21 protein-coding genes are annotated in these 21839 nt (G+C 64.7%); 13 read left to right on the forward strand and 8 right to left on the reverse strand.

Going from position 1 to position 21839, the window contains the following annotated elements:
* Positions 1–129 precede the first annotated feature (129 nt).
* Positions 130–1305: an MFS transporter gene (locus CH286_RS08235; protein WP_094608912.1), complete on the forward strand. Its 1176-nt coding sequence runs from the start codon at positions 130–132 to the stop codon at positions 1303–1305.
* Here the strand turns inward: CH286_RS08235 and CH286_RS08240 are convergent.
* On the reverse strand, positions 1260–1934 hold the full coding sequence (locus CH286_RS08240; protein WP_052058586.1) for a glycoside hydrolase family 25 protein: 675 nt from the start codon (positions 1932–1934) through the stop codon (positions 1260–1262). The two genes, CH286_RS08235 and CH286_RS08240, sit on opposite strands and share 46 nt — an antisense overlap.
* A 231-nt stretch (positions 1935–2165) precedes the next feature.
* Between CH286_RS08240 and CH286_RS08245 the strand changes: the two genes are divergently transcribed.
* Complete coding sequence (locus CH286_RS08245) at positions 2166–2852, forward strand: thioesterase domain-containing protein (protein ID WP_037175222.1); 687 nt, start codon at positions 2166–2168, stop codon at positions 2850–2852.
* 9 nt (positions 2853–2861) lie between these two features.
* Here CH286_RS08245 and ggh read toward each other — a convergent pair whose 3' ends face one another.
* A complete protein-coding gene (ggh, locus tag CH286_RS08250) occupies positions 2862–4199 on the reverse strand; it encodes a glucosylglycerate hydrolase (protein WP_032402738.1) in 1338 nt (445 codons plus the stop codon).
* 106 nt (positions 4200–4305) lie between these two features.
* Here ggh and CH286_RS08255 point away from each other — a divergent pair, with 106 nt between their 5' ends.
* The 4 genes from CH286_RS08255 (at position 4306) to CH286_RS08270 (ending at position 8144) form a co-directional block, all read left to right on the forward strand.
* Positions 4306–4821: a DinB family protein gene (locus tag CH286_RS08255; protein ID WP_094609092.1), complete on the forward strand. Its 516-nt coding sequence runs from the start codon at positions 4306–4308 to the stop codon at positions 4819–4821.
* A 13-nt stretch (positions 4822–4834) separates the two neighbouring features.
* Positions 4835–5503, forward strand: a complete 669-nt coding sequence (locus CH286_RS08260; protein ID WP_094608913.1) for an SDR family oxidoreductase — start codon at positions 4835–4837, stop codon at positions 5501–5503.
* 181 nt (positions 5504–5684) lie between these two features.
* Positions 5685–6728 (forward strand): ABC transporter substrate-binding protein, encoded by a 1044-nt coding sequence (locus tag CH286_RS08265; protein WP_176458184.1) that lies wholly within the window; start codon positions 5685–5687, stop codon positions 6726–6728.
* A gap of 156 nt (positions 6729–6884) precedes the next feature.
* A complete protein-coding gene (locus CH286_RS08270; RefSeq protein WP_141215815.1) occupies positions 6885–8144 on the forward strand; it encodes a TetR family transcriptional regulator in 1260 nt (419 codons plus the stop codon).
* Between the two features lie 2 nt (positions 8145–8146).
* Here CH286_RS08270 and CH286_RS08275 read toward each other — a convergent pair whose 3' ends face one another.
* Both CH286_RS08275 and CH286_RS08280 read right to left on the reverse strand, forming a co-directional pair.
* Positions 8147–8758: a cytochrome b/b6 domain-containing protein gene (locus tag CH286_RS08275; protein ID WP_094608916.1), complete on the reverse strand. Its 612-nt coding sequence runs from the start codon at positions 8756–8758 to the stop codon at positions 8147–8149.
* On the reverse strand, positions 8742–9467 hold the full coding sequence (locus CH286_RS08280) for a molybdopterin-dependent oxidoreductase (RefSeq protein ID WP_094608917.1): 726 nt from the start codon (positions 9465–9467) through the stop codon (positions 8742–8744). Before CH286_RS08280 ends, CH286_RS08275 begins: the two co-directional genes overlap by 17 nt.
* Positions 9468–9555: 88 nt before the next feature.
* Here CH286_RS08280 and CH286_RS08285 point away from each other — a divergent pair, with 88 nt between their 5' ends.
* On the forward strand, positions 9556–9981 hold the full coding sequence (locus tag CH286_RS08285) for a pyridoxamine 5'-phosphate oxidase family protein (RefSeq protein WP_094608918.1): 426 nt from the start codon (positions 9556–9558) through the stop codon (positions 9979–9981).
* Between the two features lie 24 nt (positions 9982–10005).
* Here the strand turns inward: CH286_RS08285 and CH286_RS08290 are convergent, their stop codons facing one another.
* Positions 10006–11244, reverse strand: coding sequence for a lipase family protein (locus CH286_RS08290; RefSeq protein ID WP_255182610.1), 1239 nt, complete (start codon positions 11242–11244; stop codon positions 10006–10008).
* A 124-nt stretch (positions 11245–11368) separates the two neighbouring features.
* Positions 11369–14191, reverse strand: a complete 2823-nt coding sequence (leuS, locus tag CH286_RS08295; protein ID WP_037152092.1) for a leucine--tRNA ligase — start codon at positions 14189–14191, stop codon at positions 11369–11371.
* A gap of 68 nt (positions 14192–14259) precedes the next feature.
* On the opposite strand from leuS, the gene CH286_RS08300 reads away from it, so the two are divergent.
* The 4 genes from CH286_RS08300 to CH286_RS08315 are packed head-to-tail and all read left to right on the forward strand — an operon-like array spanning position 14260 to position 18055.
* Positions 14260–14664, forward strand: coding sequence for an SdpI family protein (locus CH286_RS08300; RefSeq protein ID WP_032402045.1), 405 nt, complete (start codon positions 14260–14262; stop codon positions 14662–14664).
* Positions 14665–14668: 4 nt separating this feature from the next.
* Positions 14669–15649 carry a hypothetical protein gene (locus CH286_RS08305; RefSeq protein ID WP_037152094.1) on the forward strand — a complete coding sequence of 327 codons (981 nt, stop codon included), beginning with the start codon at positions 14669–14671 and terminating at the stop codon, positions 15647–15649.
* A 9-nt stretch (positions 15650–15658) separates the two neighbouring features.
* Complete coding sequence (locus CH286_RS08310) at positions 15659–16660, forward strand: bile acid:sodium symporter family protein (RefSeq protein ID WP_037152097.1); 1002 nt, start codon at positions 15659–15661, stop codon at positions 16658–16660.
* Between the two features lie 33 nt (positions 16661–16693).
* The gene (locus tag CH286_RS08315; protein ID WP_094608920.1) at positions 16694–18055 is read left to right on the forward strand and encodes a glutamate decarboxylase; all 1362 of its coding nucleotides are present in this window, start codon (positions 16694–16696) and stop codon (positions 18053–18055) included.
* Between the two features lie 12 nt (positions 18056–18067).
* On the opposite strand, the gene CH286_RS08320 is transcribed toward CH286_RS08315, so the two are convergent.
* Together CH286_RS08320 and CH286_RS08325 are read right to left on the reverse strand one after the other, a co-directional pair.
* Positions 18068–18676, reverse strand: a complete 609-nt coding sequence (locus tag CH286_RS08320; RefSeq protein WP_094608921.1) for a YqgE/AlgH family protein — start codon at positions 18674–18676, stop codon at positions 18068–18070.
* Positions 18677–18770: 94 nt separating this feature from the next.
* Positions 18771–19460 carry a TetR/AcrR family transcriptional regulator gene (locus tag CH286_RS08325; protein ID WP_037152590.1) on the reverse strand — a complete coding sequence of 230 codons (690 nt, stop codon included), beginning with the start codon at positions 19458–19460 and terminating at the stop codon, positions 18771–18773.
* A gap of 118 nt (positions 19461–19578) precedes the next feature.
* Between CH286_RS08325 and CH286_RS08330 the strand changes: the two genes are divergently transcribed.
* Both CH286_RS08330 and CH286_RS08335 read left to right on the forward strand, forming a co-directional pair.
* A complete protein-coding gene (locus tag CH286_RS08330) occupies positions 19579–20517 on the forward strand; it encodes an NAD-dependent epimerase/dehydratase family protein (RefSeq protein WP_094608922.1) in 939 nt (312 codons plus the stop codon).
* Positions 20518–20527: 10 nt separating this feature from the next.
* A complete protein-coding gene (locus CH286_RS08335; RefSeq protein WP_094608923.1) occupies positions 20528–21814 on the forward strand; it encodes an MFS transporter in 1287 nt (428 codons plus the stop codon).
* Positions 21815–21839 lie beyond the last annotated feature (25 nt).

The following is a 21839-nucleotide window of genomic DNA, read 5'->3' on the forward strand; positions in this document are numbered from 1 at the left end:
TGCTATCTCTCGAACAGATCGATCGTGCGGAACGTTCTATTGGACAGCACGATCGGATGCGTGAATTCTTGTTGTGTGAACACAGCAACTACCTCGCGCACCGGGGTGAGCACGCCCGTCGTTGCGCTGATGGCCGTCGCCACCGGACTATCGGCCGGCGGCAACTACCTCAACCAGCCACTGCTCGACCTCATCGCCACCGAGTTCGGTGTCTCGGAATCGGCCGCCGCGGTCTCGGTGACAGTCGCACAGATCTCGTACGCGCTGGGGCTGCTGCTGCTCGTTCCTCTCGGCGATGTGGTGGACCGTCGGAAACTCAGCGTCGGCCTCATGGTTCTCGCAGCAACGGGTCAGGCTGTCACCGGCTTTGCACCGGGACTGTCGTGGCTACTGGTCGGCACCGCAATCGCCGGATTGTTCTCGGTCGCCGCGCAGGTCATCGTGCCGTTTGCCGCGTCGATGGCACACCCGGAACAGTCCGGCCGCATCGTCGGAATCGTGATGGGCGGACTGCTGACGGGAATCCTGCTGGCTCGCAGCATCTCGGGACTGCTGTCCTCGGTCACTGGCTGGCAGGGCGTCTACCGGCTCGCCGCGGTGCTGATGCTCATCTCCGCTGCCGGACTGTGGCGGGTACTGCCGCGTCGCACCGCCACGGCGGACGTCACCTATGGCTCGGCGCTGTTCTCCATGGGTCGGCTGGTGCGCACCCATGAGCGGCTGCGCACGCGCGCTCTGCTCGGCGGCCTGGCCTTCGCGTCGGTGAGCACCGTGTTCGCCAGCATGACGCTGTTGCTTTCCGGCGACCGGTTCGGATTCAGTGCCGCACAGATCGGTCTGATCGGACTGACCGGCGTAGCAGGCGCTCTGATGGCCTCGGTCGCAGGCAGACTTGCAGACCGCGGACTGGTCCAGTGGGCCAGCGGTACCTGCGCCGTCCTGCTGATCGCGGTATGGCCACTGTTCGCCCTCGGCGGGCAGTACTGGGTGGTGTTCGTGATCGCGTTCGTGCTCGTCGACCTGGCGTTGCAGGGCGTGCACGTGAGCAATCAAAATGTCGTCTACGCCCTCGATCCGGCCGCTCGCGCCCGCATCAACTCCGTGTACATGACGACGTACTTCGTGGGCGCATCAGCCGGCTCTGCCGTCGGCACACTGGCCTGGGAACACTTCGAGTGGACGGGCGTCTGCGTCGCCGGAGCCGGATTCGCCGTCCTCGCCCTACTGGTGTGGCTGTGGGACATGCAGGTCGAGCGACATCACCAGCGAGCCAAGGCCCTCAACGATTCCGGTGTGCCGGCGTAGTGATTGACGTCGGTGCGCCCGTCGATTCCGGGGATCGTGCCGCGGTCGGTGAACTGCCAGAACAGCCATTCGGTCCAGCCGCCGGGTAAGGGCCCCAGCTCGTCGTTGTAGTCGGCGATCCACAGCGGGTAGTTGTTGAACTCGTGGGTGTCGGCCATCGCCGTCCGCCAGAAGTTGGGATACGTGTAGATGATCGGCTGACGTCCGGTCAGCGTCTGAACGGTGTTCAGGTAGCGGTGCGTCCAGTCGATCAGCTCGGCAGGAGACTTACCTTTGGCGTCTTCGAGGTCGAGTACCGGCGGCAGATCGCCCGGGCCGTTGATGCCCAGCACCAGTGCGGAGTAGTACGCGCCCTGCAGTTCCGGGGAGAGAGTCACATCGGCGTAGTGGTACGCCCCGCGCGCCACGGACGCCGTACGCATGACGATCGAGTCCTCGACGAAGTACGGGTTGACGTAGTCGAGACCCTCGGTCGCCTTGACCATCGCGAACCCGTGGCCTGCGGCTTTGACGGTGTGCCAATCGATGGCAGTGCCGTCGATGTGTTGCCACGACGAGACGTCCGGTCCCTGCGGAACGGCAGAGGCGACCGCAGGCACGGCACACGTGATGACGCCGACCGACAGGATTCCGAAGAGGGCACGAACTGTGCGAGAGAAGACCACCGGGCTGAGGCTAGGGGCCCGGACCTGGGCACTCAATGGTGAACAGTCACTAATGCGCTCTGTTCACAGACGTGGTTGAGTCGTCGGTAATGAGACGTGGGTAACACTCACGCTGCCGACGGCGACATACCCAGAGTCGGCACGAACAAACCCTATGGAAACACGAACTACATCTCTTGGCTCGGAGGCGCACCCATGACTGTCGTGAACGATCTTCCCCATCTGGCCCTCACGGAACTCGACCCGTCGAACTATGCGGTACCCACCATCGCGCCGATCCGAACCACCGGCCATCTCGATCCCGTGTTCTGCGTCCACCCGCTGGTAGGTCTGGTCGATTGCTACGCAGGGCTGGCCACTCACGTCGACGACGCCCGGCCCATCTACGGCGTGCAGGTACCAGCGTCCGGTGAACGCTCCGAGTCCCTCGCGGCATTGGCCGCGTCCTACGCCGACGACATCGTTCGTGTCCAGCCCGCCGGTGCAGTCCACCTCCTGGGTATGTCGTTCGGCGGAGTTCTCGCCCACGCCATAGCCGTCGAACTACAGAGCCGCGGCGTCACCGTGGGAGCGCTGACGCTGCTCGACAGCGACCCGGTCCGGGCCCGCGCCGAGGGAGCGGACCTCCTCGCGTCCATGGGCGACGAGATCGATCGCAGTCACGTCGAGGAGTTGCTGGCCGTCGCCTCGCACAACGACGAGCTCGTGCAGCGACACCTGCCCGGCATCTACTTCGGCGACATCCTCGCCGTCTCGTCCGTAGGAACCGACTCCGGTTCCGCATGGCATCCCTTCGTGTGCGGCACGGTCGCCAAGTACCTCGTGCCCGACGCCACCTCGTTCGACGTCGTCGGCCCGCTGGTGGACAGCTATCTCAGCTGATCTCTCGCTCTATCCCAGCCAGTCCAGCACGGCCGCGGCCGTCCACGATTGCTGCATGCTGCCGAGCGGCTTGCCGGTGAACGGCTCGTAGTACTCGGCAAAACTGCCGTCGCTGGCCTGCCGCAGTCCTTCGTCCCGCAAGGTCAGTGACCGCTCGGACCAACCGCGACGCGCGAACGCCCACGAGAACAACCACGTCATCACCGGCCACACCGGTCCACGCCAATACTCACGGGCGCGGAAGTCCTTCGACACCGGCGACGTCGAGGGCGGGACGGCGTACCGCAGATCCGGATGGCCGCAGAATCGTGTGCCCTCGAATATTCGAAGCAGGTTGCGCTCCTGCTCGCGGGGCAGACCACCGCACAACAACGGCGCGAACATCGCGATGGTCTCGGTGCCGATCCACTGGCCGGTGCGCAGATCGAAGTCACGAGCCCCACCGGAGCGCGCATCCGTCGTCGCGACGACGCCCTTGCGGAACTTCTCGGCCCACGAGCGCAACTCGCGAACGTCGGAACGCGGACGCGAATGGTCCTCCCCGATGGTGGCGAGCACGTCGCATGCCACCGCGAAGATGGCACTGACGAACACGTCCTCGACAGCAAAGCTCATTTTGGTCTTCAACGCGTCGTCGTCGTACCCGACCTGCTTCATCTCCTCCACCAACCAGATGTAGCGGTCGTACTCGAGGTTGCTGGGCCGCTGAGAGGCGTCGGTGATGACCGCCTTGTCCTCCCTGAAGTACGGATCCATCTCTCCGGGAACAACATTGGCGTAGGCCGAATCCCAGCGCGGCGAGTTGTCCATACCCGACTCCCAGCCGTGGAACAACGCGATGCGTCCGTTGTCGTCGACGTCGCGAGCCTGCGCGAGCCAACGATGCCACCGCACCAGATCGCCCCAGCGTCGATCGAGAAACTCCTCGGCGACGGCGCGCGTGGTCCGCCCGTGGCGCTTGGAGTGATCGAGGATGCGCTGCACGGCAATCGCGTGCACGGGGGGTTGGGTGATGCCGGAGGTCTGCGGGTTCATCGGAGCCTGAGGGGCGAGGGTACCGGTGGCCCACCGCGCTGGACCGGGAAAGTAGCCGTCGACCCCGTTGGCGAAGACGATGTGCGGGATCATCCCGTTCTTCCACTGCGCCGAGAGCAGCGTGTCCATTTCCACCACGGCACGCTCGACACTCAGCGGTGCCAGCCCGACGGAGACGAATGCCGCGTCCCAGCTCCACATGTGCGGATACAGCCTCGGGGCCGCGCTGGTCATGGTGCCCAGGTCGTTTCCTCGAAGCAGGTACGCCGCCCGTGCCGCCAACTGCGTGGAAGTGAAACCTCGATCGCCCATGCAGACAGTTTGCGTCCATACGCGCAATTCCGCTCGTTTGGATTGCGGACCGAATCTGACCGCTATCGAGCCTAGTGTGAATTTCACCAGCCACCAGGAGGAAAAGATGACCACCGAAAGCACAGACATCGTGAAAATGCTCGCCGAACAGCGCGCCAACTTTCTCATCACCGTCCGCGGAATCACCGACGAGCAGGCACGCACCCGAACGACAGCCAGCGAGCTGACCCTGGGCGGGCTGCTGCACCACGTTGTCAGCAACGAACGGCACTGGATGAAGGTGATCGCAGACCTGGACGAGACCGCCGAATTCGACATGGCCAGCGCCGGGGGCGAGTACGTGATGGGCGACGAAGAGACTGTCGCAGGACTGATCTCCGAATGGGAAGAGGTGGCGCGGTCCACCACCGATGCCCTCGCAACGTTGGATCCGAACCTGTCCGTCCCGGTCCCGACAGCACCTTGGGCACCTGAACGAATCTGGCAGACTGCACGATTCACCGTTCTGCACATCCTGCGCGAAATCTCGCAGCACGCCGGCCACGCGGACATCATTCGCGAAGAACTCGACGGTGCGAACACCACCCAGACCTGGGCCTCCGAGGCGGGGATGAGCTTCTAGTTAACCTGGGTGCATGCCTACTGCACTGGTGACCGGAGCAAGCCGTGGCCTCGGGGCCCATATCGCTCGACTGCTCGCTCCGGATCACCACGTGTTGTTGGGGGGCCGATCGACCGAGTCTCTGGAGCCCATCGCGTCGGAATTGGCCGGGTCCACCCCATGGCCGGTGGAGTTGACCGATCCCGACGCGGTAGCGGCGGCCGCGTCGAGCATCGATTCTCTGGACGTGTTGGTGCACAACGCCGGAGTGGCAGCACTCGGGACGGTCGAGGAGTCGACGGCGGAGGAGTGGCGTCGCCAGTACGAGGTGAACGTCATCGCCGTCGTCGAGCTCACTCGGCTTCTGCTCCCTGCCCTGCGCGCCGCCGAAGGCCATGTGGTCCTGATCAATTCGGGAGCCGGAATTCGCGCCAACCCGGGTTGGGGTGCCTACGCGGCGAGCAAGTTCGCGCTTCGCGCCTTCGGTGACGCATTACGTCAGGAGGAGCCATCGTTGCGAGTTACCTCGGTGCATCCCGGCCGCATCGATACCGAAATGCAGCAGGAAATCGTCGCGCACGAGGGTGGGGAGTACGACGGCTCGAAGTTCTTGCAGCCCAGCACCGTTGCCCTCGCGGTGCGCAATGCGATCGACACGCCGGCCGATGCTCACCCGACGGAAGTGGTGCTTCGCACCAGGTGAGCGGAACCTCGTAGTGGGGGTCGAGTTTCTGTTCACATCGAGCGTTCCCCAGTCGACTCGGTCGGTCCGATCCGCCGCCGCGTACGTCCCCGGTGCGCCGAACCAACTTCACCGAACCCACGTCGAGTTGGCTAATCTCCGACATAGGCAATGTTTGCCTAACTTGGACGATGGGGAAAGTATGCGGATCTTCACGATCTCACCGACACGAACGGCGGCCTCTCGGCACAGACTGACGACGGCTTTCGCAGTGCTCTCGATAGTGGGTGTCACAGCATTGAGCGGATGCTCGTCGTCCGACGACGGGCCGGCGGAATCGAATGGGGCCGCCTCGGAGTCCGGATTCAGCTACGTGGACGGCCGCGGAGAAACCATCGCGCTCGACGCAGTCCCGTCACGCATCGTGGCAAGCGAACAGGCCGCAGCAGCGTTGATCCCGCTGGGCATCGAGCCGGTCGGTATATGGGGAGGAAGCTCCTTCGAGTCGTCGATCCCCCTTCGCGGCCTCGATCTCGATGGCATCGAAAGCGTCGGACAGGCATACGGCGACATCGACGTCGAGAAGGTCGCAGCCCTCGACCCCGATGTGATCATCACGGGTTGGTATGCCGGTGGTGCCTACGGTGGCCTCGGTCTGGAAACGTCCGACCTGGCACAGAAGCTCGAGCAGGTGGCACCGTTCCTCGCGGTATCCGCGCAGAAGCCCTCATCCGAGTCCTTGCGCGACTACGAGGCCCTCGCAACCGAACTCGGTGCCGACATCGATACCGAAACAACCCGAGCCGACCGTGAGGCCTACGACTCCGCTGTCTCCGGTCTGAAGGACGCGATCGCTGCCAGGCCGGGTCTGACTGCGATGGCCATTTCCCCATCGGATCAGTACTACGTCGCGATCAACAACGAGTTTCCCGAACTGCGCGACTACCAGAACTGGGGCCTGAACCTGCTCGAGTCCGACGTACCGCGCTCCGCCGACTCGGGATCCTTCACACCGGTCAGCTGGGAGAATGTCGGTCTGTACCAGCCGAATCTCATTCTGCTGGACACACGTTCATACTCCACCCCGCTGGCCGAGCTGAAGACCGACCGCCCGACATGGGCACTGGTCAAAGCGGCAGAGGCCGGCAACATTGCCGACTGGACTACGGACGCGACCAACAACTACGCGAGCTACACCACACAGATCGTTGCCCTGACAGCGGCAATCGACAAGACGACCGACTAGCCCCGCCACTTGACGGTGGGAACAGTTCGGTAAGCGCACCGTTCCATTGGTGAACAGTGCTATGCAGCGCACCTGCGCCGTGAGGGTGGCGCGGACGAGGTTGCTACCGTTCTTCTCGCAATCCTGTGCTGTTCAGTTCTGTGAAGGCGGTAGTCGATGAACCCCAGACCGACCGCACGCGAGCAGTTCTTGCAATCCGGATATCGGTTGTTGGGCGAACTCGACAGCACCGACCTGGCACGATCGCTCTCCATCGCCGATGTTGTCGACGGTGCCGGTCTGTCGCATCAAACGTTCCACAACACCTACCCGGGTAACTCACGGAGCGGCGGCTCGGGCGGTAAAGAGGCGTTCGTCGCGGATCTCCTCGACAACCTCACCGTGAACTACAGCGGGACCATCGTGCCGGCCGACCCACCGACCGGATGGCGCGACGTGGCCGCGCCCGCGTCGGCGTTGTTCGACGACCTGACATCGGGCCTGATGAGACGTCGCCTCATCGCCGCGCTCTTCGCCGCCGATCACGACGGAGCCCGCAAGGCTGTCACGGCGGAGTTCGAGCGCCTCGACAACGACTTCCGCACCGTCGTGGGTCAGGCCATTCAGGCTCAGGGTGGATCCGTACGCCGGCCGCTGTCGCTGACATCGCTGTCGACGATCCTCACCGCTCTGCTCGACGGACTCGCTGTCCGCGACATGCTCGCGCCCGGCTCCGTCGCGGACAGCGATGTCACCGACGCAGCCACCTCCATCCTGCGGTGGGCCATCGATCCACTCCACACCGATCGGAGCTCCCCCGAGCCGGAGGAGGACGACTCCCTCGAGGTCTCCGACACCCTGCGCCCCGATCTGGAAGGGGACGTGATCGCGGCAACCGAGGCCCTCTTCCTCGATCATGGATACTTCTTGGTCACGCTCGCCGATATCGCTGCCGCTGCGCGAATTCGCGTCGACGACCTCCGTCGTCTGTTCCCCAGCAAGGTCGACATCATCGTCGCCGCTCTGAAACCGGAGTTCGATCGCATCTTCCGGCTGCGCCGTGCCGACGAGCGACTCGGTATCGAGCCAGCACTGGCACTGCAACGCACTCTGATTGCGTTGGGAGACTTCGTGATCGACAATCGGGCCATGAGCGCGGGGATGCTCCTCGCCCTGAGCTTCGAGCAGTTCCAACAGCCCAGCACGATCACGACGGTGATGGAGAACTTGTTCCTACCGTCCGCTGTCGTCCCGATACTCGAACGCGGACGTGCAGCCGGCGTATTCAGCGAGGAGGCATCGGTATTGGAGGTGGCGGTCATGTTGACCAACAACGTTCTCTTCCGGTGCCTGACGCGGCCTACCGAAACGTCGGCCCAAGTTGCGACAGGGGTGCTGCGGGTGCTGATGCCAGGGGTCGCGACGCGGTCGGACTGACCTCACGCGGCTGGGGGATCCTCGTCCACCCATTCCGGATGCTCGCGCTGGGCCCACTCTCGCGTGACGACTCCTTCGGTCATCCCGCGCATCGCCTCGGCGTCTCGCCATGCGTAGGTGATGTGACCGACCACCAGAAGACCGAATCCCAGTGCGAACCAATCGTGTACGAAGGTCGCGCCGATCCGCCAGTTCAGCGGGCTCCAGTTCTGGAAGTACATCACCGCACCGGTCAGCAGCAGCACGAGAATCGACCCACCGCTGAGAGCGCCGTTCAGCTTCTGGCCGGCGTTGAACTTACCGACCCCCACCGCACCGAGGCGACGGGCCTTGGAACGCAACCACTTCCAGTCGTCGTCGACGAATCTGTTGAGGCGCGCCATGTCCCGCCGGTAGCCCCTCGATATCGCACCGGCGATCAACGGAACCGGAAGGAGGAAGCCAGACCACACGTGCACGAACTCCACGATCGGGCGGTGCCCCACCAGCACTGCGAGCGACCCGATGTACAGGATCGCAGCGGTGACGATGCAGACGATCACCAGAATCCCGACGGCCCAGTGCACGTATCGTTCGACCCGTCCGAAGCGAGCGAGCTCAGCCCGTTGGGTCATCGCGACGCCCGTTCGATTCGCCGACGTATGCGTCGATGTCGTATCCGCGATTCTCCCAATAACCCGGCACCACGTTGTCGGTGAGCTCGATGCCGCCGAGCCACTTGATGCTCTTGTAGCCGTACATCGACGCCACGAACAGTCGAACGGGCCCGCCGTGATCGTGGGTCACCGGACCGTCCAACATCGTCAGCGCAACCAGGACGTCGTCCGAACGCGCCTGCTCGAGCGTCAGACTCTCCGTGTAGGTCCCGTCGAACGAGGTGAAGCGAAGCGAGTTCGCCGACGCGGTTGGTCCGACGGCATCGAGAATGTCGGCCAAACGCACTCCGCTCCAGGCAACTTCGGGTACTCGCCATCCCGTGACGCACTGAAAGTCACGTACCAACGACGTCTGCGGCATCGAACGGAGGTCCTGCAGCGTGAACGTGCGCGGTGTGTCGACGGAACCGCCCACCGTCAGGGCGTAGGAGTTCTCGTCCTTGCGCGGAGCGCCCTGCGTCACCGAGTAGAACCGAAAGTTGTTCCCGACGGGAATCAGTCCGATCAATCCCGTCGGGTCGTGGTTACCGATCGGACCGAGTACGGAAGCAAGACCCTTCTGGATCGCCCCGCCGCCCACGATGCCCGCAACACCGGCCGCCACCAGGCCGAGCACGACTCGGCGACCCACGGGACTGCCCGGGATCTCTCGCTCGTCGATCGGCATCCCTCCACTGTCCACGCTCGACGACGATCCGTCACCTGGCGATGCTCGAAGTCTGGATGTTCGACGCCTGAAGTCCTACCGTGAAGACATGGCACTGTCGAAGGCAGAACGCGAAGAATTTCTGGCCGAATCTCGGATTGCCGCCTTGTCCGTCGCCGCGGGTCCGGATCGGGGGCCGCTCACCGTCCCCATCTGGTACGACTACATCCCGGGCGGTGACGCGTGGGTCCTTACCGGCAGGACGTCCAAGAAGGCCCAATTGATCAGGGCTGCAGGTCGATTCACTCTCATGGTCGAGCAGTCGAATCCGACGATCAAATACGTATCCGTCGATGGGCCGGTGGTACGCGAAGAGCCCAGCACGCCGGAGCTTCTGCGCGCCATGGCAGCGCGCTACCTACCCCCGGAGAAGGTCGACGGCTACCTCCAGATGGCGAACAGCGAACACGAAGAAAACGTGGTGTTCTACCTGCAACCGGAGCATTGGCTGTCGGCCGATCTGGGCGCGATCTGAGAGAACGCGCCGGTACCGCCTGTATCAGGAAGTCGGTGTCAGGGCGTTGCCGGGCGGGATGGTCACACAGTTGCTGTGCGTCGGCCCACCGGCAAACCGCTCTGTCAGGAACTGCAGACTTTGCGCCTCGAACACCGGGAAGGCTTCGCTGTGCGTCAAGCCGTCGTACTGTGCGTACTGCACATCGACGCCCCGGCCGCAGTATGCGTACGCCAGTCCCTGCACGTCGCCGGTGATCATGATGGTGTCGCCGATCGGATCGGCATGGCCGACAGCCAGGAACATCGGCGTCCGAGGAGTGCCCTGGCTACCCATGATGTTGTCGTCGATCGCCGCCACCACCTCGGGCACGTCCAGCAGGGAGTTGTACGGGGCCTTCACCATCGAGGCGTCGGTGAGAGTCGGGTAGTCGTCGGCGAACTGGGCGATGCACTCCTGATCGACCTGATCGATCACCTCGAGGCCGTAGTCGGAGACGAAGCTGTTCAGGTCCAAGCCGTAGGCACGCTCGTAAGCGACGATCAGTGCCGGGATGACACCCGCCCACTGCTTGTTACCGCTGACGTACGGAAGGTTGTGAGCCAGGTCGACCGGCAGCCCGCCGGCCGCTACTCCGACGAGATTCAGCTCGGGTGCGTACTCGGGGGCAATTTCGGCACCCCATTGCGTCGGGACGGATCCGCCGGAGTAACCGATCATCCCGACGGGAGTGGTCGACGGAAGCTGCAGAAAGGATTGGGCCGCGCGGACGCCGTCGAGAGCGGCGTAGCCCGACTGCCGCCCGATCGTCCACTCGAGCTCCTCACCCTCGTAATCCGGCACGACGACGGTGTAGCCGGCCGCGAGGTAACCGGCAATGACCGCCTGTTCCGCGCCGGCAATGGGACTCGTGGACCCGCCGCTGAGCGTGTACGAGGGATTGCACTGAGAGCCGAGGGCGTCGTAAGCCATGTGGTACGAGACGATTCGCGTCGGCCCGGGGACCAAGGGCCGCAGCACAGTGGCGACCGTGACGACAGCGTCGCCCTGTTGGTCGGTAGTTCTGTAGAGAACCTGGCTACCCGTGATCGGCGTCGGCTGGGTGGGGGTACGGAACGTCATGGGCCTCGACCGCAGCACCGTTCCCGGGGAGACGTCCAGGCCGCCGTCCCAATCGTAGAACGGATCATCGGCAGGAACCGGTGAGCCGGGTCCCGGATCTGCTTGTGCAACAGGCACACTCATGAGTGACGCGGACCCGAGAAGTAGAACGACCGTGGCCATCAACCTCACCGCGAACCCTCTACCAGCCAGTGACATGGAACAATTAAACCCCCGCGAACTCGAAGTTATGGACGGAAATCGCCAGATTTTCATCCATAACTTCGAGTTCGGCGGAGGCGGGGGGTTACTTCAGGACGATGTTCACCATTCGACCCGGGATCACGATGATCTTGGTCGGGGCCGTGCCGTCGAGCAGGGCCGCGATTTTCTCGTCCGCCAGAGCCGTCTTTTCGACGTCGTCCTTCGTTGCATCGGCAGAGACGGTGATGCGGCTGCGTACCTTGCCGTTGACCTGGATGGGGTAGTCGACGGTATCGGCGACGAGCCACTTCTTCTCGACGCGCGGGAACGGCCCGTGCGCCAACGACTTCTCGTGACCCAGCTTGCCCCACAGCTCCTCGGACAGGTGCGGAGCCAAAGGAGCCAGCATCAGGATCAGCGGTTCGACGACCCCGCGCGGGGCACCGTCGGGGTAGGCCTTGGTGATGTGGTTGGTCAGCTCGATCAACTTGGCACCGGCCGTATTGTCGCGCAGCGCAGCGTAATCCGCGTGCACGCCATCGATCACTCGGTTGAGCACTCGCAGCGTGTCCTCGGTGGGCTTGGCATCGGTGACGCGGACCTCGCCGGTCACCTCGTCGAGCACCAGTCGCCAGACGCGCTGCAAGAACCGCTGCGCGCCGACGACGTCCTTCGTCGCCCACGGCCGAGAGGTGTCCAGCGGACCCATCGACATCTCGTAGAACCGCAGGGTGTCGGCACCGTACTCGGCGAAGATCTCGTCGGGGGAGACCGAGTTCTTCAGTGACTTACCCATTTTTCCGTACTCACGGTTGACGGGCTGGTCCTGGTAGAAGTAACCGCCGTCGCGTTCGATCACCTCGGCCGCGGGTACGTAGACCCCACGCGCGTCGGTGTACGCGTAGGCCTGGATGTAGCCCTGGTTGTACAGACGACGGTACGGCTCGCTCGAGCTGACGTGACCCAGATCGAACAACACCTTGTGCCAGAAGCGCGAGTACAGCAGGTGCAACACCGCATGCTCGACGCCACCCACGTAGAGATCGACCCCGCCCGGATCGTTGGGTCCGTGGATCTCCGGACGCGGCCCGACCCAGTACTTTTCGTTCTCCGGGTCGGCGAAGGCCTCGGAGTTGGTGGGGTCGACGTAGCGTAGCTGGTACCAGGAGCTGCCGGCCCACTGCGGCATCACGTTGGTGTCGCGGGTGTAGGTCTGCAATCCGTCGCCCAGATCGAGCTCGACGTTGACCCACTCGTCGGCCTTGGCCAGTGGTGGGGACGGCTCGGAGCTGGCGTCGTTCGGATCGAACGACACCGGGGCGTAGTTCTCGATCTCCGGAAGTTCCACAGGCAGAGCGGAATCCGGCAAGCCGTGCGGGTTGCCCTCGGCGTCCCAGACAATCGGGAACGGCTCGCCCCAGTAGCGCTGGCGCGCGAACAGCCAGTCGCGCAGCTTGTACTGGATGGTGCCGCGGCCGGTGCCGTCCGCTTCCAGGCGTGCGATGACGGCGGCCTTGGCCTCGTCGACCGGCAAGCCGTCGAGGAAGCCGGAGTTCACGAGCGCACCGTCACCGACGTATGCCGCTTCGGTGACGTCTCCGCCCGAAATGACCTCTCGCACAGGCAGACCGAATGTCGTCGCAAATTCCCAGTCACGCGCGTCGTGGCCGGGTACGGCCATGATCGCACCGGTGCCGTAGCCCGTCAGCACGTAATCGGCGATGAACACCGGCACCTGCTCGCCGTTCACCGGGTTCGTCGCGTAGGCACCGATGAAGACGCCGGTCTTCTCCTTGTTCTCCTGCCGCTCCAGATCGGACTTGGCGGCGATCGACGCCCGGTATGCCGCAACGGCTTCCGCGGGAGTCGCGGCACCGCCGGTCCACTTGTCGGAGACGTCCGCCGGCCACTCGGGAGCGATCAGCCCGTCGACCAGATCGTGCTCGGGGGCGAGTACCACGTAGGTCGCGCCGAACAGGGTGTCGGGGCGAGTGGTGAACACCTCGATGCCGGAGAACGAGACCTGCGCACCGCGGGAGCGTCCGATCCAGTTGCGCTGCATGGTCTTGACCTTCTCGGGCCAATCCAGGTACTCGAGGTCGTCGACCAGGCGGTCGGAGTACGCGGTGATTCGCATCATCCACTGCCGCAGGTTCTTTCGGAACACCGGGAAGTTGCCGCGATCGCTGCGTCCGTCGGCGGTGACCTCTTCGTTGGCAAGCACCGTACCCAGACCGGGGCACCAGTTGACCATCGAGTTGGACTCGTACACCAGACGGAAGCCGTCGATCACCTCACGGCGCTCGCCGACGGTCAGCGACTCCCAAGAGCGGCCGTCGTCCAAAGTCCGCTCACCCGAGGCGAAGGCCGCCTCCAGTTCCGAGATGGGCCGCGCTTTACCGAGGTCCGTGTCGAACCACGAATTGAAGATCTGCAGAAAGATCCACTGTGTCCAGTGGTAGAAGTCGACGTCCGTCGTCGCCAGGGACCGTCGACGATCGTGCCCGAGGCCCAGACGTCGCAACTGGCGTCGCATGTTGACGATGTTGTCCTCGGTGGTGCTGCGCGGGTGCGTGCCGGTCTGCACGGCGTACTGCTCGGCGGGCAGACCGAACGCGTCGTACCCCAGCGCGTGCAGCACGTTGCGTCCCTGCATCCGGTGGTAGCGCGCGAAGACGTCGGTGGCGATGTAACCGAGGGGATGGCCGACGTGCAGGCCGCTGCCCGACGGATACGGGAACATGTCCTGGACGAACAGCTTGTCTTTCGGGACGTCTCCGGCGAGCGTGCCGACCGGGTTGGGCGCGTCGAAGGTGCCCTGGGTCTCCCACAGGTCCTGCCACTGCTCCTCGATCTGCCCGGCGAGCTCCGCGGTATAGCGGTGTTCGGGAACGGACTCGGTGGATGCGTCAACGGAATCGGTCACGTCGACCAGCCTAAAGTGTGACGCGGCCCGCCTGGTACCAGGACCTCGCTGCGCCGTATCCTGGCGAGGTGGTCATCGTCTCGGTTGTGTTGTTCGTGCTCGCCCTCGTCGTCGGCGCTGTCGCTGCGCTGTCGCTGCTGGGTCGGCTCCCGCGTAACCGTTTCGCCGGTGTTCGCACCACCGAGGCCATGCGCGACGACGAGACGTTCGTTCTCGCCAATCGCGTCGCCGGGCCGACCACCGCGGCATCGGCACTGGTGCTGGCCCTCGGCGCAGTGGCCGCGGTTGCTTTGAGCGGAGTATCGGCCGTCGTCGCAGTCGTCGTTGCCCTCGTGGCCGCACTGTTCATCGCTGCGGCCGGCGGATCTATCGGGGCCCGCGCCGCAGCGGCCGTCCCTGCACCCGCCGAGGCGGACGGATGCGGACAGTCGTGCATCTCGTGCAGCCTCAAGGACGCCTGCCAGCCGAGCTGAGCAGATGAAAGCGAGATCTGCACGCACGTTCGACCCCGCTGGAGTGGTCTTCGGTGTTCTCGGACCGCTCGTCGTTGCTGCCCTGGTTCTCGTCCTGGCCTACCTGTGGCAGGGCCGACTACCGGACCAGGTCGCCACACACTTCAGCGGCACCGAACCGGACGACCTCGCCGATCCACTCTCCAATGCCTGGACGCTCGCGATCGTGATCGTGCTGGTGGGAGGCGGGTGCAGCGCCGTCGCGTCGCTGGCTCGGGTGCTGCTGATCATGCGCCGAACGATGCTCGTCATCGGACTCACCGTCGTCGGGATGATCGGCGTTCTCCAGATTGCGACCCTGACGCGGGAGTTGGACCTCTCGTCCGGCCAGAGCGTCACCATCCCGGGCTGGGCCATCGCGATGGGCACCGTCATCGGATTCGCCGCTGGGCTGTTCGGTGCGTCCAGGCTGCGCGACCACCGCGAACGCGTCGTCGCCACCTCTGCGCCGCATGCCGATCTCCCACGCTGCAATCCCGAGCTACCTCTGGTGGTCCGCGTCGGTGCCAGTCGCGTCGCCGGGATCACCGTCGTAGTGGTCTCTCTGGCCGGAGCCGCGTTGACGTGTTACCTGACCAGCTCGCCGTGGCCGATCTTTCTCTTCGTGCCGCTGACGATTCTGATTCTGTCGCTGCTGCGCTTCACCGTGCACATCGACAGCGACGGGCTCTACGTGTCTAGCCTGGGCATGGCGGCATTCGACTACGACATCGACGAGATCACCGGTGCATCGGTGCGGACCGTCGATCCGGGTAAGGACTTCGGCGGTTGGGGTCTGCGGGCCAAGGGGCGCGGGAATTACGCCGTCGCTACCGAAGCGGGCCCCGCAGCCTTCGTCACCTTCGCCAACGGTGACCGGCTCACCATCGGTTCCGCCCAGGCCGACACGATCGCAGGCACCCTGAACACCTTGACCGCCCGCACTCGCAGCGCAACGGTGGATTAAGTTAGCCGAGTGAAGTTGTTGCGGGATACCGTGCTGGATCCCTTCCTGCTGAGCATCTTCGCAGTGGCGGTACTGGCGAGCATCTTCCCGGCGGCGGGCACAGCCGAGGACGTGCTGGGCTGGGTCACGCGGATCGCCATTGCGCTGCTGTTTCTCATCTACGGTGCGAGGTTGTCGCCGCGAGATGCATGGGACGGCATCAAGCACTGGCGGCTGCACTCGGTGATCCTGGCGTCGACCTATCTGCTGTTCCCCGCGCTCGGCCTGGCTCTGCGGATACTCGAACCCGGATTGATCAGCGACGACCTCTACACGGGTGTGCTGTTTCTCTGTCTCGTTCCCTCGACGGTGCAGTCCTCGATCGCCTTCACCTCCATCGCCCGCGGCAACGTCGCCGGTGCCGTGGTGAGTGCGTCGTTCTCCAACATCATCGGAGTGTTCGTCACCCCGCTGCTGGTGATCGCGTTGATGACCACCACCGGATCGGTGAGCATCGATCCGGGCTCCATCCTCGACATCGTGGTCCAGCTGTTGCTGCCGTTCGCCGTCGGTCAGTTGATCCGGCCATGGGTGACGGGATGGTTGACGCGGCACAGCGCTCCGACGAAGCTCGTCGACCGAGGCTCCATCCTGTTGGTCGTCTTCGCCGCATTCAGCGAGTCGATGAACCAGCACGTGTGGTCCTCGGTGGCGGTGTGGCGCATCGCCGTCGTGGTCGCGGTGTGCGCTGTGCTGCTCGCCGTCGTGCTGACGATCACCTGGTACGCAGGCAAATGGTTCGGCTTTCCCCTCGAGGATCGACTGGTGCTGCTGTTCTGCGGGTCCAAGAAGAGCCTGGCAAGCGGCCTGCCGATGGCCGCGGTGCTGTTCGTCGGACAACCCGTCGGACTGATCGTGTTGCCGTTGTTGCTCTTCCACCAGATCCAGCTGATGGTGTGCACCGTGATCGCTCAGCGCTTCGCTCGGCGACCGGAATCGGAACCGAGCCCGGCGGCCTCCGCGGCGGACTAGATTGGTGTCACTCGAGGCGATGGGGAGAAGACGATGACCAGGAAACTTCACACCGACGGTGTCGTCTCGGCGGCCTACACCGGCCGACTCGCCACCAATCCTGTTCCCGCACTGCGGCTTCCCGAGGAGCAACTCGACCCCGACGCGGCCTACCGCTACATCCACGACGAACTGATGCTCGACGGCAGCTCGCGCCTCAATCTGGCGACGTTCGTCACCACCTGGATGGATCCCCAGGCCGAGAAGCTCATGGCGGAGACGTTCGACAAGAACATGATCGACAAGGACGAGTATCCGTCCACCGCAGCCATCGAGGAACGCTGCGTCAATATCGTCGCCGATCTGTTCCATGCCCCCGGACTCGACCGGGAGGACCCGTCGTCGGCCACCGGGGTCTCGACCATCGGATCCAGTGAGGCCGTCATGTTGGCCGGCTTGGCGCTCAAGTGGCGCTGGCGAGCCAAGGGAGCCGGCACCGGCACTCCGAACCTGGTGTTGGGAAGCAATGTTCAGGTGGTGTGGGAGAAATTCTGCCGCTACTTCGACGTGGAGCCGAAGTACCTTCCGGTCGAGCGCGGTCGCTACGTCATCACCCCGGAGCAGGTTCGAGACGCGGTGGACGAGAACACCATCGGCGTCGTCGCGATCCTCGGCACCACGTTCACCGGAGAACTCGAACCGGTACAGGAAATCTGCGCTGCACTCGACGAGATCGCCGACGGCGGTGGGCCGGACGTACCGGTCCATGTGGACGCGGCCAGCGGCGGCTTCGTGGTTCCGTTTCTGTATCCGGAGCTCGAATGGGACTTCAGGTTGCCTCGGGTCAAGTCCATCAATGCCAGTGGGCACAAGTACGGATTGACCTATCCGGGAATCGGATTCGCCGTCTGGCGAACCAAGGAAGACCTCCCGGAGGACCTGGTGTTCCGCGTGAACTACCTCGGGGGCGACATGCCCACCTTCACACTGAACTTCTCCAGGCCGGGCAACCAGGTGATCGGTCAGTACTACAACTTCCTGCGTCTGGGCCGCTCCGGCTACACCGACATCATGAAAGCGTTGCGCGACACTGCTGTTCGCGTCAGCCGACACCTCGACAAGCACCCGGACATCGAGGTGATCACCAACGGATCTGCCATTCCGGTGCTCTCGTTCATGCTGAAAGCAGACTGCGGATTCACGGTCTTCGACGTCTCCCACGAGCTGCGCGCCCGCGGTTGGCAGGTACCGGCATACACGATGCCCGACAACGCCACCGACGTTGCGGTACTCAGAGTCGTTGTTCGAGAGGGTTTCAGTGCGGATCTCGGTCGCATGCTGTGTATTGCCATCGATGAAGTGATCGATGCCTTGAAGTCGGGCGGGCATTCGAGCGCGCAGGCGTTCGCTCACTAGCGCCTGCGGCACTCAGTTCCGGTCGACGTCGATCGGATGGGACGCGAGCAGCGCCAACGGCATCGGCTGACGACGCAACACGTGTGCCCACAGATCGATGCGCGGCGGGCCGATCACATCGGATGGCAAGGCAGACAACACCATCCAGTCCTCGCGGTCCAGCTCGCCTTCGAGTTGACCGAACGTCCAGCCCGAGTATCCGGCGAACACCCGCACACCCTCGATCAGTGGGGCGATATCGGCGGGATCGGAGTCGAGATCGACCATCACCACTCGGCCGTCGACGCGGCGTAATCCGGGAACGCCATCGATCGAGACGCCGGTCCGCAGCGTCGCCAGGCACAGTGCCGAATCGCGTTTGACCGGACCACCGACGTACAGCGCCTGTGGTTTGGCTGCCAGCTCGGACCAGTGGGGCAGCACGTTCTGCACGGCGGTCTCACTGGGACGATTGATGACGACACCCAGGCTGCCGGCATCGTTGTGTTCGATGATGTAGATGACAGTGCGTCGAAACGTGGGCTCGACGAGCTCGATCGACGACACCAACAGACTGCCGGGCCGGACATCGCGCAACGCCGACGCCGTCTGGTCCTCGGGTTCCTCCGCATGCGTTGCCACGAAGCCATTGTGGCACCGCGCACCGCCGGATGTGGCGCAAGCGATGCGGCCAGTCCCGATGGGTCGTTCCGCAGGCTCCACTCCCGCCCTGCTCCTACTCGAGCCCCGCGATCTTCGTCAACAATCCCAGCTGATATTCGAACAAGTCGTCCCTGCTGGCGAATGTCGTGGCACCGTACTGATCGAACACATCGAAGCTGATCGCGCCGAACAGCGACGCCCACACCATCACTCCCCGAGCCATCAGCTCGTCGGGCAAGTCTGTTCCCATCTCCCGGCGGATCTCCTCGAAGCTGCCGTGCAGCGATGCCGGTGCCGACACGTCGGTCGGGGCGGCGGGCCGGGCATCCGCCCAGGCGGAGTCGAGGACCTGGACCAGGGCGGTGATCACGCGGGTGCCCGGCCCGGTGGTCTGCTCCGCGGGAGCGTGGTAGCCGGGTACCGGGCTGCCGAACAGCAACGCATACCGTGCCGGCTCTCGCAATCCCCACTGCCGCACCGTCCGGCCGAGTGCCAGGAACTTCTCTCTCGGTCCGTCGGCGGCGGCCACCGCTGCGTCGACGGTATCCCCGAGTTCGGTGTACGCGTCGACGACGAGCAGGGTCAGCAATTCGTCCCGGCTCGAGACGTACCGGTACACCGCGGAGGACACGACGCCGAGGTCCCTCGCGACGGCGCGCAAGGACAACGCAGCCGCGCCACCGGCGGCCAGATGATCGCGCCCGATACGGGTGATGTCGGCCAGGGTCTGCGCGCGGGCTCGGGTGCGGGGGGTGCTCGCCATGAGCTCACTGTAACTGCTGCTCTTGTGTGAGAGCACTGCTCTTGCTTTTTCGACACCAGGGGTGCACACTCGTTTCAACAGAGAGCACCGCTCTCGTTTTCAGGAAAGGGAGCACATCATGGCCGAACTACACGTCGTCACCGGAGCCGGGCCCGTCGGCTGGACCGTTGCCGAACAACTTGCCGCACAGGGCCATTCGGTGCGGGTTCTGGCCCGGTCCGGTAGCGGACCCGATCATCCGATGATCGAGCGCCGCGCCGTCGACATCGAATCCGACGATCTTCGACCCCATCTGAGCGGAGCCACCGCCATCTATCACTGCACCCACGCCGCCTACGAGAACACGGTCTGGCGGGACAAGCTCGAAGCGATGGAAAAGCGAGTGCTCGACGCGGCCGCGGGCGCGATCGTCGCGTTCCCCGAGAGTCTGTACGCCTACGGCCGAGTCGACGGTCCGATCCGCGAGGACACTCCCCGCGACGCCACCTACCGCAAGCTGGGTGTGCGTACGCAGCTTCTGGCGGCTCGCGAGAAGCACTCGACTCCTTCTGTCAGCGTCGCTGCCTCGGACTTCTACGGGCCTCGCGTCATGACGTCCCACATGGGCGAGAGGGTGATCGCGCCCATCCTGGCCGGCAAGACGATCCGCGTCATCGCCTCCGCAGACCTACCCCACTCGTTCACCTACGTACCGGATCTCGCCGCGTCGATGATCACCGCCGCCGCGTCACCGACGACCTGGAACACCGTCCTGCACGCACCTACCGCTCCCGCAGTATCGCAGCGGTCGATGATCGAGATGTTCTCAGCCGCAGCCCACGTGCCCACTCCCAAGGTAGGCACCATTCCGGCCTGGGTGATGCGGACACTGAGCGTCGTGCCAGGGCCGATGAAGGAACTCGGCGACACCCTCTACCAGTTCCGCTATCCCTACGTCCTCGACTCGAGCCGCAGCGAGACGATTCTGGGACTCGAACCCACCTCACTCGCCGACGGCACCGCCGCAACGATGGCGTGGTGGAAGGCTGCGGTTCCTGCGGTGGCCAGCGGCAACTAGAGTCCCCTCGGTGAACGACGCCTCCTTCCGTACCCGCCTACGCGAGTCCCCGGGAGTCGGCAAGCTCACCACCGTTCGGTTCGCCGGTCAGTTCGGCGACGGATTGTTTCAGGCGGCACTGAGCGGTGCGATCCTGTTCAATCCCGAGCGCGCGACGAATCCGGCGGAGATCGCGGCCGGATTTGCGGTGCTGCTCGTACCGTATTCGTTGGTCGGGCCTTTCGCCGGAGCCCTTCTGGATCGCTGGGACCGACGATCGGTCCTGTTGTGGGCGAACATCGTTCGCATCGTTCTGATCGTGGCTACCGCCATCCTGCTGTGCGCCGGAGTCGACGCGACGCCGTTGTTGCTGTTGGCGCTGGCCACCGTCGGGCTGAGCAGGTTCGTCCTTGCCGGGGCCTCTGCCTCACTGCCCCACGTGGTTCGGCAATCGTGGTTGGTCCCGATGAACTCGGTACTGGCCACCGTCGGGTCCGGTTTCGCTGCCGCCGGTGCCGGGCTTGCCGTCGCCGTGATCAGCCTCGTCGGTGCCGGCGACCTCGGCTCGGGTGTCGCTGTGGGTGTCGCCGCCACCGGGTCGATCGTCGGGGCGATCGCGGCGGCACGCTTCCGACCGCGGTCACTGGGACCGGGCACCGGGATCCGAACCGACAATCCTGTGGAAGATGTTGCTGCCGGGCTGAAGTCGGGTGCTCTCGCCGTCTGGCGAGCGCCCGGGGTGACGGCCGCGATGATCGGTATCGGCGCACACCGCGTGGTGTTCGGCATCAACACGCTGATCATGGTGTTGGTTCTGCGCGAGGCTACCGCGAGCACCTTGCCCGGAGGACTCGCGGGCTTCGGGATAGCCGTCGGTGCCACAGCCGTCGGCATGTTCCTCGCGGCCGTCATCACCCCGTTCGTCGTTCCACGGTTCGGACGGACCCCCACGATCGCCACGGCCCTCGTCCTTGCCATCGCGGCCCAGCTCGGAGCCGTCTCCGGCCTGACGCAGAACAGCCTGCTGATCGGGGCCTTCTTTCTCGGGATCGCCGGGCAGACCGTCAAACTCAGCGGTGACGCCGCCATGCAGATCGAGATCGACGATGCCCACCGCGGACGCGTGTTCGCCCTGCAGGACACGGTCTTCAACATCGCGTTCGTCGGCGCTCTGGCCGCGGCGGCATTCGCCGTCGGGCCCACCACCACCGATCTGAGCCAGGATCCCACTGCGCATGCGCTGGTGTTCGTCGGAGCGGGCCTCTACGCCCTCGGATTGGTCGCAGTGGCCATCGTCAGCAGGCGCGCACGCCACTGACGTGGTGTACCTTTCCGTATCGGAC

Source organism: Rhodococcus sp. WWJCD1 (genome assembly GCF_002258735.1).
In the GTDB taxonomy this organism is placed as follows: Bacteria; Actinomycetota; Actinomycetes; order Mycobacteriales; family Mycobacteriaceae; genus Rhodococcoides.